This window comes from Moorena sp. SIO1G6 (genome assembly GCF_010672795.1).
GTDB lineage: Bacteria > Cyanobacteriota > Cyanobacteriia > Cyanobacteriales > Coleofasciculaceae > Moorena > Moorena producens.
Genome location: NZ_JAAHFZ010000033.1, coordinates 25421 through 40684 on the forward strand (window position 1 = coordinate 25421; position 15264 = coordinate 40684).

The following is a 15264-nucleotide window of genomic DNA, read 5'->3' on the forward strand; positions in this document are numbered from 1 at the left end:
ATCGTTAAAAAGTGTGAAGTTTAGATCTCAAAGATAGTTAAAACAGTAGATAATAATAAATTTGGCATAAAAAGGATAATACCATGGCAGATTACCAGCAGTGGGAGGAATCGCTCGTCGCACCAATTATACGTCAGGCTCAGCAAAAACTGATGTCTCCCAGGAAATTTCATGCCCTCTGCCAACAGGTGATCAAATCTACTGGTCAAAAAAAGCTATACTTTTATCCACCACCTTCCGAGCTACTGGATGTAACTAACGGGATTACCATCAAAGAGTTAAGACAATTTTTCGACAAATTAGCCAACTATGTCAGTAGTACCTCCTCAGAAGGACACCGAGTCACACTCTACCTAAAAAGAGTGCGGCTTAGATTAGGTAGGGTAAACAAGACAGTTGTTTTAGTAAAAAAAACCAGAGTATGTCAGCACAGTCCAAAATCTGTTGTAGAGCGGTGCGACCCCGGTCGGGTTTCCCGACCTAGGGAAAGCGCACCAAGAGAGGTGAAGCCTTCCAGAGAAAAATTAGAAGTCAACCCCAAGGGGTTATATTCCAAGGCCATGCTATACCAGGATTTGCCCTCCCAGGATTTGCCTACACAACCAGCTCCAATTCATCCTGAAATGCTATCTACAGGGGGAATGAAAGTTGAGGTAGAAATAGCTGGAGCTGGCATGGTTGGTCGGGTAGCTCGCCTCAGAATTAATGGCAAAGACGTGGCATTTAAAGCATTTTTTGACCCAGATTTCGTCTGGCAGCATGGTCCTTGGGCTGAAATTCCCATTGGGATTAGACTGAAATATGCTCAGGTAACGAAAAACTGTGCAGAATTCTTGTTTGCTAGTCAAGATTGGATGGTATCGGAATGGATTTATCCCGATACTAATCCCCAGTTTCGGAACAATGGCATCACTTATGAACAGTTTGCCGCTCAAGAAGGTCTAACTCAACTCAATTCATTAAATATATATAATTACAATCCATACAATATACGTCTTGATCCAGGTGGAATTCAGAAAGAATACTGGGGGAGACGCTGGCATGATTTTTTCAGAGGAATTGTCTTTTACCTCAGAAAAGTCCAGCGAGAAGGATTAAAATCCCTGACACCATACCTTTCAAAAAGAATGATTACTTACCTATTCCGGCGATTAATTGTTTTAATTTCTCCTTGGAAGAGTGACTCGATCGCAGGAATGGAAAAGCGATGATGGGATGTAAGCATTCAGCGGTCAGCGGTCAGCTTAAACTAAACCTTCCGTAGCGTCCGCCGTTCCCGTAGCGTGGGCGTAGCCCATTAGCTGATAGCACCTCAAGTAGCGTGGGCGTAGCCCATTAGCTGAATGCTGAATGCTGAATGCTGAATGCTTAAGATGGGATGATGGCATGATGGGTATCCCAAGCAAAAGAATAAGGTATAGTTGGGTCAGTGCTGAATTACCTATTACCCTATTTTCCCATATTTTGACACAGGAGTTTGGTAGTATATCTATAAAAGTGTACCTAAACGCACAATTATACATCCCACAACTATACATCTCCCTCTCCTGCTATGCTTAAGAGACTAATTGGTGATCCCAACGCACGTAAGCTCAAACGGTACCAACCTGATGTTGTAGAAGTTAACCTCCTCGAAGAAGACATCCAGCAACTATCGGATGAACAACTCAGGGGCAAAACCGCAGAGTTTAAACAGCAGCTGGAGAAAGCCAACACTAGTCAAGAGCGTGATGAAATTCTTGATCAAATTCTGCCAGAAGCCTTTGCTGTAGTGAGGGAAGCAGGAAAGCGAGTGCTGGGTATGCGTCACTATGATGTCCAAGTCATGGGTGGCATTGTCCTGCACAAAGGACAAATCGCAGAGATGAAAACTGGTGAAGGAAAAACCCTGGTGGCTACTCTACCAGCTTATCTCAATGCCATCGATAGTAAAGGGGTTCACATTGTAACCGTTAACGACTACTTAGCCCGTCGGGACGCGGAATGGATGGGACAAGTTCATCGCTTCCTAGGTCTGACGGTGGGGCTGATTCAATCGGGCATGTCCCCGGTCGAGCGGCAAAAGAACTATGCTTGTGATATAACCTATAGCACCAACAGTGAATTAGGCTTTGACTATCTCCGGGACAACATGGCCACAGCAATGTCAGATGTGGTGCAACGTCCATTTAATTATTGCATTATTGACGAAGTAGACTCAGTACTGATTGATGAGGCCCGAACCCCACTGATTATTTCTGGGCAAGTGGAGCGACCGACCGAGAAGTACATTAAGGCCGCAGAAATTGCCCGCATGCTCTATCCAGAAGATCCAGACAATCCTGATCAACTAGGACACTACGAAGTTGATGAAAAAGCCCGTAACATCTTGATGACCGATGAAGGGTTTATCGAAGCAGAGCAACTTCTAGGGGTTAAAGATTTGTACGACCCGAAAGACCCTTGGGCTCATTATATTTCCAATGCCCTGAAGGCTAAGGAACTCTTTCAGAAAGATGTCAACTATATCGTGCGGAATGGGGAAGTAGTGATTGTAGACGAGTTCACTGGCCGAGTGTTGGCAGGACGCCGGTGGAGTGATGGTCTACACCAAGCCATAGAAGCCAAGGAACGGGTAGACATTCAAAATGAAACCCAAACCCTGGCAACCATTACCTATCAGAATTTCTTCTTGCTCTATCCCAAACTCGCCGGTATGACAGGTACCGCGAAAACAGAAGAAGCGGAATTTGAAAAAATCTACAACTTGCAAGTTACGATTATTCCCACTAACAAACCCTCTAAACGTCGAGACGTTTCCGATGTGGTTTACAAGACCGAGCCAGCTAAGTGGAGGGCAGTAGCAGAAGAATGTGCTGAACTCCATGAACAAGGCCGTCCGGTGCTAGTGGGAACCACGAGTGTAGAAAAATCCGAGTTGTTGTCGGGTCTGTTAGCCGAAAAAGGGGTACCCCATAACCTGCTCAATGCTAAACCCGAAAATGTAGAGCGGGAATCAGAAATTGTGGCTCAGGCAGGACGGAAAGGAGCTTTGACTATTTCCACCAACATGGCCGGGCGAGGTACAGATATTATTTTGGGAGGTAATGCTGACTTCATGGCACGGCTGAAGCTACGGGAATATTTTATGCCCAAAATAGTGCAGCCGGAGGAAGACGAAGCCTTGGCCCCCATAGCGGTAACTACTGCCAAGCCTAAAGATGCTGTTGGGTTTGCTCCAGGAAAGAAACCGAAAAGCTGGAAAGTTAGCCCTCAGATTTTCCCGACCAAATTGTCCCGGGAAACGGAACAAAGCCTAAAAGAGGCAGTAAATTTTGCAGTTGAACAATATGGACAGCAGAGTTTACCGGAACTAGAAGCAGAAGAGAAATTAGCGATCGCTTCAGAAAATGCTCCCACCAATGACCCAGTCATTCAAAAGCTGCGGGAAGTCTATAAAGCAATTCGAGGGGAATATGACGCATTCACCACCCGAGAACATGATGAGGTGGTAGAAAAAGGTGGCCTGCACGTTGTTGGTACTGAACGTCATGAATCCCGCCGTATTGATAACCAGCTCAGAGGACGAGCTGGACGGCAAGGGGACCCCGGTTCTACCCGATTTTTCCTCAGTTTGGAAGACAATCTGCTGCGGATATTCGGAGGCGATCGCGTAGCAAAAATGATGGATATGTTCCGGGTTGAGGAAGATATGCCCATCGAATCCGGGATGCTCACCAGCTCCTTAGAAAATGCCCAGAAGAAAGTGGAAACCTTCTACTACGATACCCGGAAGCAGGTATTTGAGTATGACGAGGTAATGAACAACCAACGGCGGGCAATTTATGCAGAAAGACGGCGAGTGCTGGAAGGACTAGACCTCAAAGAACAAGTCATCCAGTATGCCGAAAAGACTATGAGTGATATTGTAGACGCCTACGTTAACCCAGAGTTACCACCAGAAGAGTGGGATTTAGAGAGCTTGGTAGGAAAGGTCAAAGAATTTGTCTACTTACTGCAAGATCTAGAACCACAGCATCTAGAAGATATGACGGTCGGGGAAATCAAAACCTTCCTCCATGAAGAAGTCCGCAAAGCCTACGATATCAAGGAAGCTCAAGTCGATCAAATTCAGCCAGGACTAATGCGGCAAGCGGAGCGATTCTTTATCTTGAATCAAATCGATAACCTCTGGCGAGAGCATTTACAATCCATGGATGCCCTAAGGGAGTCAGTGGGATTACGAGGTTATGGCCAAAAAGACCCCCTGATTGAGTATAAGCAGGAAGGCTATGAGATGTTCTTGGAAATGATGATCGATATCCGCCGCAATGTGGTATTCTCCCTGTTCCAGTTCCAGCCACAAATGCAACCACAAGCAGTTTGATGTCTTATGTAGAATGTAGAATGTAGAATGCAGAATTAAGAATGTAGAATGTAGAATGCAGAATTAAGAATGTAGAATGTAGAATGCAGAATTAAGAATGTAGAATGTAGAATGTAGAATTCCAAATTCTTAATTCTTAATTCTTAATTCTTAATTCTTAATTCTTAATTCAAAAATGTTGCACTTAACTCTATGGTCGAATCAACTTTCGTTCTGCCTGACGATACTGAGCAATCTTTCTGGCTCGTTGCAAAGGAATTTGACACTCCCCGGTCTAAAGACGCGGGGATTCTTTGTTCACAGAACCGTCTTGCTCAACCAGGTCGGAACCAGGAAGAGTAGAGGACAGTTCTCCGAAAGCGTTTCGGTCTAAGACCAGGGTTCCGATGTGCCCCACCGTACCCAATGCTATGGGCGAGGATGTTAATGGCGGCGTTATGGTCTCGTTCGCGTAGCGTCGCCTTCGGCGAATCTAACTGACATCCACACTTACAAATATGGGTTCTAGTTGATAGAGACTTTTTCACAATTTCGCCGCACTCAGAACAATTCTGGCTAGTATAAGCAGGATTTACTGCAACCGTTATCCTGCCAAATTTATTACCAAAGTGCTCCAACCACAATTATTCATAAGATGATAGAAAGTTAACGTAAGCATTCAGCTATCAGCGTGTCGCGTATCAGCTTATGGGCTATGGGCACGCTACTTGATGTGCTTATGGGCACACTTTGCCAAAGGCCAATGGTTGACTGCTGAATGCTTAGATGGGCTTTTACCCAGACTTTCAATTTGATAAAATCTCGAACTGTTAAATTTTTTGGTTCGAGGTTTATTTTAAGCATTAGGCTGTTCGCGTAGCGTGAGCCAAAGGCTCACGGCTGACAGCTAACGGCTGAATGCTTACCAGTTAATGTTGATTAACTTAGTGGTTAAGAAACCAATAGCTATTACTGGTTTCTCTAACTGGTATAACTCTAACTGGTTTAAACTACATCACCTTTGATGGTATTGCTGGTTGATTAGTTTCAGTTCTTTCCCAGGGGAAAGACTTGTATTTTATGTAGAAACCACCTAATACCACCAGTATGATAATAATCATACCAATACCTAGGAAACTGGGTAGCCAAAATGCCACTTCGATATGGTTAATTTGACCAGGTTGCAGTGTCCAAACTAGCTGATGTCCATCATCATAAATTTTGGGGCTAATGACATTGGGGGATTTCTCAATACTGTGTGCTCCCCAAGGGGTCTCTAGGCTAAACTGCAAATCGAACAGTGAACCAGCAGTAACCACAATCTTGCCATTATCAGAGTTGATTACCCCTAGGCTGCGCAAATCCAGGTCATAGCTTAAGTGATTTCGTTGCACCACCAGAAAGTTGTTTTGATCTAGGCGTAAATTAGAGTTAAAACTGGGGTTACTATCACTCTCTGGTGCTAATCGGGCATCTTCTGGGTGACCAACTGGGTTAAAAAACTGCTCAAACTTGGATACTAATTCCTTACCGTTGTTAAAGGGAATTGCGATCGCAATTTCTCGGTCTGAGAGGCGCTGAGTTTTCCCCTGAAGCTGCTTTGCCCGACTTTCGAGACTTCTGAGCCATTCAGTCGCTTCAGCATCGCTCAACTTTGTCAGCTGTTCTCCAAGCTTGATCTGCTGGACAATCTTGCCATGGTGTTCACCGTCAAACCTGACCCCAAGATCATATTTGACACAACCAGACAGTAGCACTGATGCCAGCACAATCACCCCCAGAACCCGTAAATGCCCCAGAGTTCCACTAACCAACTGCCTTAAACTCACAAAATTTAACTTCACCAACCCTTCTCCTTTTTTTCTTAGTGTCCTTAGGGATTTCTTAAACAATAGGTCGATTTGTTACATACATAACCCAAAACTGATACCATAACATGCTGTAATCATGTTATAGAATATCAAAAACCAGCCGAAATCCTATGAATCAGCCTACTTTACGTAAACTGCATAGTACCTTAGCTCCAATCATCTTACTGCCTTTCATGATCACAGCAATCACCGGGATAGCCTATCGATTAGGGAGAAGCTGGTTTGGGCTTTCCAAAGATCAAGCCCACTTTTTAATGGTGATTCACGAAGGAAGATTCCTTGGTGATCAACTGAGGCCAATTTATGTACTTTTAAATGGTTTAGGATTACTTTTTATGTTAATTACAGGTATAGTAATGTATTGGAGAAGTATCAGCAAGAAAGGTCTTTTTTCTAGCAAAGCGATGGATAAAAAAACCGCCCCAGATAGTTAATCAACTGACTATAGCAGTTTTTAATTCGGTGAGGTACATTTTTCTAGGGAGCAGGGAGCAGGGAGCAGGGAATCGGGAATCGGGAATCGGAACCCACCCCTAACCCCTCCCAGGAGGGGAACGGGAATCGGGAATCGGGAATCGGGAATCGGGAGCGGTGCGACCCGCGCTTTTTGCGACGCGGTGCGACCCACCCAACCCTTGGATTTAAGCAAAGTTAAAAAAACAGTCTCTGCTAGCTAGTCATATCAAAGCCCAAACCAAATCAATCCACCCAGGGTTAAACTCACCAAACCAACAGCTAGCCAGACGAATTGATTATCCTTAGTGTTAATCTCAGCAGGATCTAGGGGTTCTGGTACCAAGCCTAGGCTAGGCTGCTTGCGTCCGCTAAAAGACCTATAATTCACATAACTCTCCCGGTCGTCACTTTCTGTGATCGCACCTAAGTCAGGAATGTTGGTCATCCATTCTGCTGGTCTAGTAAGCTGAGGAGCTTGCAGAATATAGAGTAAATTTTTGCCTTCTTTGGAGGTTTCTAGGTCAGGATGGCTAGTCAGCTGTTGACATAGTGCGATCGCTTCCGCTTTTTGCCCAGCTGCCTCATAAGCCATCACCAACCACATTTGCACCTCTCCCCCGAGCCCAGAGGATAGATTTACCAAATTCCTGGCTGTAGTCAAATGCTCTATAGAAGCACGATACTCTCCTCGTTCAAATGCAGCTTTTCCTGACTGGTACTCAAGGTAAAATTTTTCATTAGCCATTAGTAATTTGTTAATTTTTCCTTGTTAATTGTTAATTGTTAATTATTAATTTCCATTTTCAATTAACAATTTCCTAGTTGCCATTTTCCATTTGTCCTTAGTTGGTAAATGCTGATCCGACAATCATCGAACCGATTCCTTCATCGGTGAAGATTTCCAGGAGCAGGGCATGGGGAATGCGACCATCAATAATATGAGCCGCACGTACCCCTTGAGCAAGCGATCGCACGCAGCAGTTTACCTTAGGAATCATCCCACCAGAGACTACCCCACTCTCAATCAACTGCCGTGATTGTTGAATATCTAGCTGAGGAATCAGGCTAGATGGGTCTAATGGATCCTTCAAAATCCCAGCGGTATCAGTCAGCAAGATCAGCTTTTCTGCTTCTAAAGCAGCTGCGATCGCACCGGCCACCGTGTCAGCGTTGATATTGTAAGCTTGGCCAGTATCATCAGCCGCCACGCTAGACACTACTGGAATGTAGCCACTATTGACCAAAGACTCTACTAGCCGCACATCCACAGTGCTCACTTCCCCAACAAAGCCAATACCCTCTTGACCTTCTGGGCGTGCTACGAATAAGTTACCATCTTTGCCACACAGCCCAACAGCATTACCACCGGCGTAGTTAATCCCAGAGACCAACTCTTTATTCACCCGACCCACCAGCACCATTTCCACTACATCCATCGTGGCAGCATCGGTCACCCGCAGACCATTCTTAAATTGTGGCTCAATCCCTAATTTCCCCAGCCAGCTATTGATTTCTGGACCACCACCGTGGATAACGACTGGTCGTACACCTACACAAGCTAAGAAGACGATATCCCGGATCACCTGTTCTTTGAGATTGCTGTCTTTCATTGCCGCACCACCATACTTAACCACGACTGTGCGACCAGCAAACTTTTGGATGTAGGGTAGTGCTTCACTGAGTACCCGCACGCGGGTTGCTTCAGTTTCCCTAATGTACTCTTGAGTATAGAGCATAGGCAATCACTGAAATCTATAATCACATCCACAGCAGTTTAAATCATTTTCATGGCTTAGGGCTAGATGGAATGGCTCGTTCCTTAAGAATTGGAACAGACAAAGCTTCAGCGGAACAGGGGTAGAGCTGTTTTCTTCTCGTAAAAGATAGATGGGTCAGATGGTCAGATGGTGATATGGGTATAATTTTCGACCCGACTCCCGACTCCCGACTCCCGACTCCCGACTCCCGACTCCCGACTCCCGACTCCAATTAACCTAGGACGAGCTACCTCACCCAGATCTTGAAATCAGATAGTTTTTAGAAAAAATTGCGGATTTAGAAGCAAAACCCAAGACTAATTTAACAGAAGAAAACAAGGCTACTAGCTTCAAGCAGGGCTTTATCTTAGATTTACCTTAATGGGTAATTAGTAATCAGTAATTTTCGCTCACTACTACTGAGCAATGACCGATTACCATTAGCTCCTGTGTTAGCTTAAGTATATAGCCCAACAAACAATTGCTTATTTACCTGTTTCACCTCCATGCTGAAAATCCTTCTCAAACAGCTGCGCCACGAGCATTATATTCTTTGGTATAACAGCTTTATTATTATACTATTTTTAGTTTTAAGTATCTATGTCAAGATTCAGGACAGGGGTTATATAGTCGTAGGACTTTTTGATGATCCTTTTCTTCTCAATCGCCCCTACATCGGCACTTTATCAGCTGTGTCTGAATTAATGTGGTGCGTAGTAGTAACCATTTGTTTATGGTGCTGGTTATTGCTGAACAAAATCCAGCCCAATCAAAAAATAAATCGATTTCTTTTATACTCTGCCCTTGGCATTGGAATATTATTAATTGATGATGTCTTCAGGATTAATTTAATACTAGCAAAACAAGGGATTTCCAAAGCGCCGGTGTATTTTATGTATGGCATAGGTGCCATCCTCTATGGATTAGCTTTTTGGAGGATAATTCGAGCTACACCATATATACTCCTGATGATTGCGGCAATTTTATTTGTCATATCTGGTTTGGTGGACTTCTCCCATTTGTCAGGAAAAGGAACCCGAGCCATGCTAGAAGATGCCACTCGGTTATTGGGTATTATGAACATCACTCTCTATTTCAGCCAGGTATGCTGGCAGGTGATGCTGCAATCTTGGAATAGAAAGAGAAATCGAGCTATCTAATTCCTAAATTGGGATTTAAAGTTCTCTGGGCAAAGAGTTATGGGGCAAGTTAAAATTCCGTAATTTCACAGATTTACAGTCGGTGGTCAAAACGTTAACAATATAAGAACTAAGTGTGTCTTAGTGTCCTCGGAGGTGATTACCTTCTTGATACCCAGTTCCACTTCAAAAGGGAATTAACTCCAACGGATAAGTGGGAGATCTGCTACTTGGTACGAAACCAAGCTGGTTAATCTGACCATTGCTGTTACCGTCGGTGCTGCTGGAAATTCTTGCCCAATTGACCAACGGCATATGCTCAAAACCTTACAAGACATGTTCTCCGGTCATTATCTATCCCAGGAGCATTGCTATGTCTGGAAGCCTGAATTAGTTGGACTTCATGCTGGATCGGATTTGCTAATTGCCCTATCCTATTACTCTATTCTGCTGTTGCTGATCTATTGTTGGTCTCAAAACCAAGATCTGCCATTACTCAAGATTTTATTACTATTTAGTGCCTGGGTTTTGTTCTGTGGCAACAGTCACTTGCTGGAGGTCTGGAGAATTTGGCATCCCGATTATTGGCTCTCTGGTTTAGTCAAAGGGACTAGTGCCATACTTTCTCTTTCTAGCGCGATCGCACTAGTAGTAGTGATGCCAAAAGTCTTAGCATTCTCCAGTCGAGCTCCACTAGAAGCGACTAACACAGCTCTGGAAAAGGAAATTGCTGAACGTAAGCAAACCGTAGAAGAACTACTGAGATCCCAACAAACCTTGTCCCTCTTGGTAGAGCAAACTCCTCTTGGTTTCATTGAGTGGAGCCTGGATGGTGAAGTGATGCAGTGGAACCATGTAGCCGAGAAAATTTTTGGCTATTCCAAGATGGAAGCCTTTGGACATCGTGCCCATCAATTGATCAAGCCGCAATCTTCCGTAGAGCAGTTCCAGCGAGTTCTGCAAGACTGTTTGAATTTTCAGTATAGCAACTGCATTACCGAAAACTACCATCCACAAGATGGCAGTAGTATATTTTGCCAGTGGCACAATGCTCCCTTAATTGAATCTGATGGCACCATCATCGGAGTGGTGTCCGTGGTACAGGATATCACGAAGCGCAAGCTAGAGGATGATGTCCTCACCCAAGCCTATGAAGAGTTAGAACAACGAATATTAGAACGGACAAAGCAACTAGCAGCAGCTAATCAAGTCTTAAAAGCTGAAATCAGAGAGCGACGCCAGGTTGAGTCGGAATTAGGCAACAACCTAGAGCTGCTTAACCGATTTTTGGAATATGTACCCGCAGCTATTGCCATGTTCGATAAGCAGATGAGGTACCAGTTTGTTAGTCGCCACTGGTACTCAGATTACAACATATCTGATGACAACATCATTGGCAAAAGCTACTACGAGGTATTTCCAGAAACTCCTGAGGGTTGGAAGAAAATACACCAACGGTGCTTAGAGGGTTATTCAGCAGAGTGTGAAGAAGATTTGTTTATTCGCGCTAATGGTGAACAACAGTGGCTCAAGTGGGAAATCGGTCCTTGGGTTGACATTGCTGGGAAAATTAGCGGTATCATTATGAGTACTGAGGTGATTACAGAGCGTAAAGAAGCTCAAGAGGCCCTCAAACGACTTAATCAAGATTTATCCCGATCTAACCGTGAGTTAGAACAGTTTGCCTACGTGGCTTCCCATGATTTACAAGAACCACTGCGAGCGATTAGTAGCTACACCCAACTCTTAGCTAAAAAATACCAGAGTAACCTGGATGCTCAAGCAGATAAGTATATTCATTACATCGTAGATGGCGCTACTAACATGCAGCAGTTAATCCAAGATCTGCTGAGTTTTTCTCGGGTGGGAACCCATGGTAAAGAATTAGCAGCTACTGACTGTGAGGTAGTACTGAATCGGGTTTTAGACAATTTAAATGTAGCGATTATCGAGAGCGATGCCATAGTTACCCATGACTCCTTACCTGTAGTTATGGGGGATGATATACAACTGAGTCAACTTCTGCAAAATCTGATCGGTAATGCCATTAAGTTTCGCAGCCAAGAGCTACCCAGAGTCCATATTTCAGCGGAACTGAAGGCTAAAGAATTTATCTTTTCAGTTCGTGATAATGGTATTGGTATTGAGCCTGAATACTTTGAGCGCATCTTCACTATTTTCCAGCGCTTGCATACCCGCCGTGAGTATCCCGGCACAGGCATTGGTCTAGCAGTTTGTAAGAAGATTGTAGAGCGTCATGGCGGAAAAATTTGGGTAGAGTCAGAGCTAGGAGTAGGCACAACATTTTACTTCTCAATACCACAGCATCACCAGGATTTAAACATTATCTAGAAATTTCAGGAACTGGCATCATGAATATTATCACAAATACTCAACCAATTGATATTCTGCTGGTAGAAGATTCGTCGAGTGATGCCGAACTCATTTTAGAGGCATTATGTGATAGCAACCTATCTAGTAACTTTCATTGGGTTGATGATGGTGCTAAAGCGATCGCATTCCTCCGTCAGCAGGGAAAATATCAGGAAGCCCCACGTCCACATTTAATTTTTCTGGATCTGAATTTACCTAAAAAAGATGGTCGCGAGGTTCTCCAAGAAATCAAGGAAGACCCCCAGATAAGTACGATACCAATTATTATATTAACCACATCTGACTCTCAGCAAGATATTATCAATACTTACAGGCTAAAAGCTAACTGCTACATTTGTAAACCCATTGATTGGGAAAATTTTCTGTCGATGGTGAAGCAGATTGAAGAATTTTGGTTAGACCTTGTTAGACTGCCATCATATCAATAAATATGGACACCAATTCCCTGAAAATACTCCTAGTAGAAGATAACCCAGCTGATGCGGATCTTCTCCAAATCATTTTAACTGATGCCCAAGAGATTCAGTGGTCACTGGTGCAGGTAGAAAAGTTACAAGATGCTATTGATTCTCTCAGTAAACATCATTTTGATATAATCTTGTTAGACCTATCGTTACCGGATAAACAGGGATTGATTACAGTCACAAAAACCCACGAGGTAGTACCGGATTTACCCATTGTGGTGTTAACGGGTCTTAATGATAGAGTGACCGCCCTAGAAGCTTTACGAAAAGGAGCACAAGATTATTTAGTCAAGGGCAAAATTGATAGTGAATTGCTGATCCGCACCATTCGCTATGCTATTGAGCGAGCCAATACTATGAAGCAGCTTCGACAAAGTGAGGAGCAATTGCAACGACTCAATGAAGAATTAGAGCATCGCGTTGCGGAACAAACTGATGAATTAAGGCAAAAAAATCAGTACCTGCAACGGGAAATTGCCAGTCGGAAGTGCTTGGAAGAAGAACTTCGTCAGGCGTTGAATAAAGAAAAAGAACTCAATGACCTCAAATCTCGGATTGTTTCTGTCGTTTCTCATGAATATCGCACCCCACTAGCCACCATCCTCTCTTCGACAGAATTACTAGAACATTATAGTCATAAATGGTCTTCCGAAAAAAAGCGACGTCATTTTCAGCGGATTCAAACCACGGTTCAACATCTGACTAAGTTAGTGAGTGATGTACTGCTATTCAGTAAAGCTGAGGCAGGAAAATTGGAATTCAAACCATTACCTATAGATGTGGTAGCCTTCTGTAAGGAAATTGTCGAAGAATTTAAACTAACAGCTAATACTGGGTTGACTATTAACTTTAACTGTACAAATAATTCAAAGGAAACCTCCTGCTGTATTAATCAGGGTTGGTTTGAAAAAGCTGATCTAGATGAAAAACTATTGCGGCAAATTCTGTCTAATTTGCTCTCCAATGGGATTAAGTATTCACCGGATGGGGGTGATATCCAATTTGATCTGATCATGAGTGATCATAGTACCATGTTCCGGATCCAAGATTCCGGAATTGGCATCCCCCCAGAAGACCAAGAACGGTTATTTGAGGCTTTTCAGCGCAGTAGTAATGTTGGTACTATCTCTGGTACCGGACTAGGATTAGCAATTGTCAAAAAATGTGTTAACCTCCACGGTGGTGAGATTTGTGTAGAGAGTGAAGTGGGAGTTGGTACAGCCTTTACGGTCACATTACCATTACACTCATCCCGTTCTTCAGGTGTTAGGTCTTAGGTTAATAGTGGTTAGTCGTTAACGCTTAATACCTACTGTAAGCGTGTAAGTGTGCCTAATCAGTCTTGCTGGTGAGCAAATTGGTGAGCACCAAATAGAGAAAGTGCGATCGCAAACCCCAGCAGAATCGGTATCGCATACCAGGGAAACTCAGACACAGGTAAGTAAGCAGCAGCCCGGAGTCCAGTGCTGGTATAACTTAGAGGCAATAGATAGACAATAACTTTTAGGGCTGTAGGTAAGGTAGCTGGGTCAAAAAACGTCCCACCTAGGAAGGACATCGGCACAATTAAGAAGTTGTTGAAAAGACCAACCATTTCCAAGGATTTGACATTCAATCCCACTATCACCCCTAAACCGGCAAACACAGCACAATTAAGCACTAGCAACAAGAAAAATAAGGGATTGAGAAAACTCCATACTTTCCCAGTAAACAGCACTGCTACCAAAATTACTGAAGCAGATGTCATTAATCCCCGCAAAATCCCCGCCATCATTTTGCCGACATGCAAGGCTAAGGGATGGACTGGCATCAACAAGGTTTCCTCAAAGGTTTTCGTGTATAGCCGATCACCGCAAATGGAAAAGGTGGTGCCAGCAAAGCTAATGGTCATAGACGACAGCGCCACCATTCCTGGCAGAATAAATTCTAAATAGGATTCACCAACTGGGGGAACCATTGTCCGATCTAAGGTACTCCCTAGACCGAGACCAAATGCCAATATGTAGATCAGTGGGGAGATTAGCCCACTAGCAACGACTTGCGTGACTCGCACCCGTAACTTTAGCCAGTCCCCCCACAAAACCGTGAAGCTATCGGTCACGATAGTCGGTAACTGGGACCCTTTGAAGGTATTGTGATGGGGCAGTGATAGATTGGATTTCACAGTATTGGTTTAAATTAAGTTAATTTTCCTTTACATCACTCAATATTATCACTGACCCTGAGCACCATTGTCATTAATCGTAGGGTGGGCAGTGCCTACCAACGCGGTTTGCAAGCTTCATGATCTGTCTGCTGCACTGCCCACCCTACATCAACTCAGTCAAACAGTGATTAATCCTAGGGTGGGCAGTGCCTACCAACGCGGTTTGCAAGCTTGATGATCTGTCTGCTGCACTGCCCACCCTACATCAACTGACCCTCAGCACCATTGTGATTAATCGTAGGGTGGGCAGTGCCTACCAACGCGGTTTGCAAGCTTGATGATCTGTCTGCTGCACTGCCCACCCTACATCAACTACTCCCGACTGGGAATTGTAACAGTGATTAATCCTAGGGTGGGCAGTGCCTACCAACGCGGTTTGCAAGCTTGATGATCTGTCTGCTGCACTGCCCACCCTACATCAACTACTCCCGACTGGGAATTGTAACAGTGATTAATCGTAGGGTGGGCAGTGCCTACCAACGCGGTTTGCAAGCTTGATGATCTGTCTGCTGCACTGCCCACCCTACATCAACTGACCCTCAGCACCATTGTGATTAATCGTAGGGTGGGCAGTGCCTACCAACGCGGTTTGCAAGCTTGATGATCTGTCTGCTGCACTGCCCACCCTACAT

The 15264-nt window shown here is 44.1% G+C and carries 15 protein-coding genes and 1 pseudogene; 8 read left to right on the top strand and 8 right to left on the bottom strand.

Annotated features, from left to right (window positions below; translation table 11 throughout):
* Positions 1 to 83 precede the first annotated feature (83 nt).
* Positions 84 to 1211, top strand: a complete 1128-nt coding sequence (locus F6K63_RS24890) for a hypothetical protein (protein WP_287313387.1) — start codon at positions 84 to 86, stop codon at positions 1209 to 1211.
* Between the two features lie 33 nt (positions 1212 to 1244).
* On the opposite strand, the gene F6K63_RS24895 is transcribed toward F6K63_RS24890, so the two are convergent.
* The gene (locus F6K63_RS24895) at positions 1245 to 1388 is read right to left on the bottom strand and encodes a hypothetical protein (protein ID WP_229414379.1); all 144 of its coding nucleotides are present in this window, start codon (positions 1386 to 1388) and stop codon (positions 1245 to 1247) included.
* Between the two features lie 164 nt (positions 1389 to 1552).
* Between F6K63_RS24895 and secA the strand changes: the two genes are divergently transcribed.
* Complete coding sequence (gene secA / locus F6K63_RS24900; RefSeq protein ID WP_287313388.1) at positions 1553 to 4366, top strand: preprotein translocase subunit SecA; 2814 nt, start codon at positions 1553 to 1555, stop codon at positions 4364 to 4366.
* A 274-nt stretch (positions 4367 to 4640) separates the two neighbouring features.
* On the opposite strand, the pseudogene F6K63_RS24905 reads toward secA, so the two are convergent.
* Together F6K63_RS24905 and F6K63_RS24910 are read right to left on the bottom strand one after the other, a co-directional pair.
* A pseudogene (locus F6K63_RS24905) lies at positions 4641 to 4986 on the bottom strand (zinc ribbon domain-containing protein); the annotation flags it as partial.
* A gap of 369 nt (positions 4987 to 5355) precedes the next feature.
* Positions 5356 to 6189: a DUF3153 domain-containing protein gene (locus F6K63_RS24910; protein WP_008181465.1), complete on the bottom strand. Its 834-nt coding sequence runs from the start codon at positions 6187 to 6189 to the stop codon at positions 5356 to 5358.
* Positions 6190 to 6326: 137 nt separating this feature from the next.
* On the opposite strand from F6K63_RS24910, the gene F6K63_RS24915 reads away from it, so the two are divergent.
* Positions 6327 to 6650, top strand: coding sequence for a PepSY domain-containing protein (locus F6K63_RS24915; protein ID WP_008181460.1), 324 nt, complete (start codon positions 6327 to 6329; stop codon positions 6648 to 6650).
* 20 nt (positions 6651 to 6670) lie between these two features.
* On the opposite strand, the gene F6K63_RS24920 is transcribed toward F6K63_RS24915, so the two are convergent.
* From F6K63_RS24920 to F6K63_RS24935, 4 genes are all read right to left on the bottom strand, one after another.
* Positions 6671 to 6865: a hypothetical protein gene (locus tag F6K63_RS24920; RefSeq protein WP_154659714.1), complete on the bottom strand. Its 195-nt coding sequence runs from the start codon at positions 6863 to 6865 to the stop codon at positions 6671 to 6673.
* A gap of 33 nt (positions 6866 to 6898) precedes the next feature.
* Entirely contained in the window at positions 6899 to 7417 is a 519-nt protein-coding gene (locus F6K63_RS24925) for a hypothetical protein (RefSeq protein WP_287313389.1), read from the bottom strand.
* Positions 7418 to 7514: 97 nt separating this feature from the next.
* On the bottom strand, positions 7515 to 8408 hold the full coding sequence (gene argB, locus F6K63_RS24930) for an acetylglutamate kinase (RefSeq protein WP_071104335.1): 894 nt from the start codon (positions 8406 to 8408) through the stop codon (positions 7515 to 7517).
* Between the two features lie 49 nt (positions 8409 to 8457).
* Entirely contained in the window at positions 8458 to 8661 is a 204-nt protein-coding gene (locus F6K63_RS24935) for a hypothetical protein (RefSeq protein WP_287313390.1), read from the bottom strand.
* 274 nt (positions 8662 to 8935) lie between these two features.
* Here F6K63_RS24935 and F6K63_RS24940 point away from each other — a divergent pair, with 274 nt between their 5' ends.
* The 4 genes from F6K63_RS24940 to F6K63_RS24955 all read left to right on the top strand — a co-directional run bounded on the left by F6K63_RS24940 (position 8936) and on the right by F6K63_RS24955 (position 13703).
* The gene (locus F6K63_RS24940) at positions 8936 to 9589 is read left to right on the top strand and encodes a DUF8692 domain-containing protein (protein WP_287313391.1); all 654 of its coding nucleotides are present in this window, start codon (positions 8936 to 8938) and stop codon (positions 9587 to 9589) included.
* 294 nt (positions 9590 to 9883) lie between these two features.
* The gene (locus F6K63_RS24945; RefSeq protein WP_287313392.1) at positions 9884 to 11920 is read left to right on the top strand and encodes a PAS domain-containing sensor histidine kinase; all 2037 of its coding nucleotides are present in this window, start codon (positions 9884 to 9886) and stop codon (positions 11918 to 11920) included.
* A gap of 20 nt (positions 11921 to 11940) precedes the next feature.
* Positions 11941 to 12390, top strand: coding sequence for a response regulator (locus F6K63_RS24950; RefSeq protein WP_008181452.1), 450 nt, complete (start codon positions 11941 to 11943; stop codon positions 12388 to 12390).
* A gap of 2 nt (positions 12391 to 12392) precedes the next feature.
* A complete protein-coding gene (locus F6K63_RS24955) occupies positions 12393 to 13703 on the top strand; it encodes a hybrid sensor histidine kinase/response regulator (RefSeq protein ID WP_287249190.1) in 1311 nt (436 codons plus the stop codon).
* 59 nt (positions 13704 to 13762) lie between these two features.
* Here F6K63_RS24955 and F6K63_RS24960 read toward each other — a convergent pair whose 3' ends face one another.
* Positions 13763 to 14590 carry an ABC transporter permease gene (locus tag F6K63_RS24960; RefSeq protein WP_287249193.1) on the bottom strand — a complete coding sequence of 276 codons (828 nt, stop codon included), beginning with the start codon at positions 14588 to 14590 and terminating at the stop codon, positions 13763 to 13765.
* 188 nt (positions 14591 to 14778) lie between these two features.
* Here F6K63_RS24960 and F6K63_RS24965 point away from each other — a divergent pair, with 188 nt between their 5' ends.
* Positions 14779 to 14910 (top strand): hypothetical protein, encoded by a 132-nt coding sequence (locus tag F6K63_RS24965; RefSeq protein WP_287251472.1) that lies wholly within the window; start codon positions 14779 to 14781, stop codon positions 14908 to 14910.
* Positions 14911 to 15264: the final 354 nt, after the last annotated feature.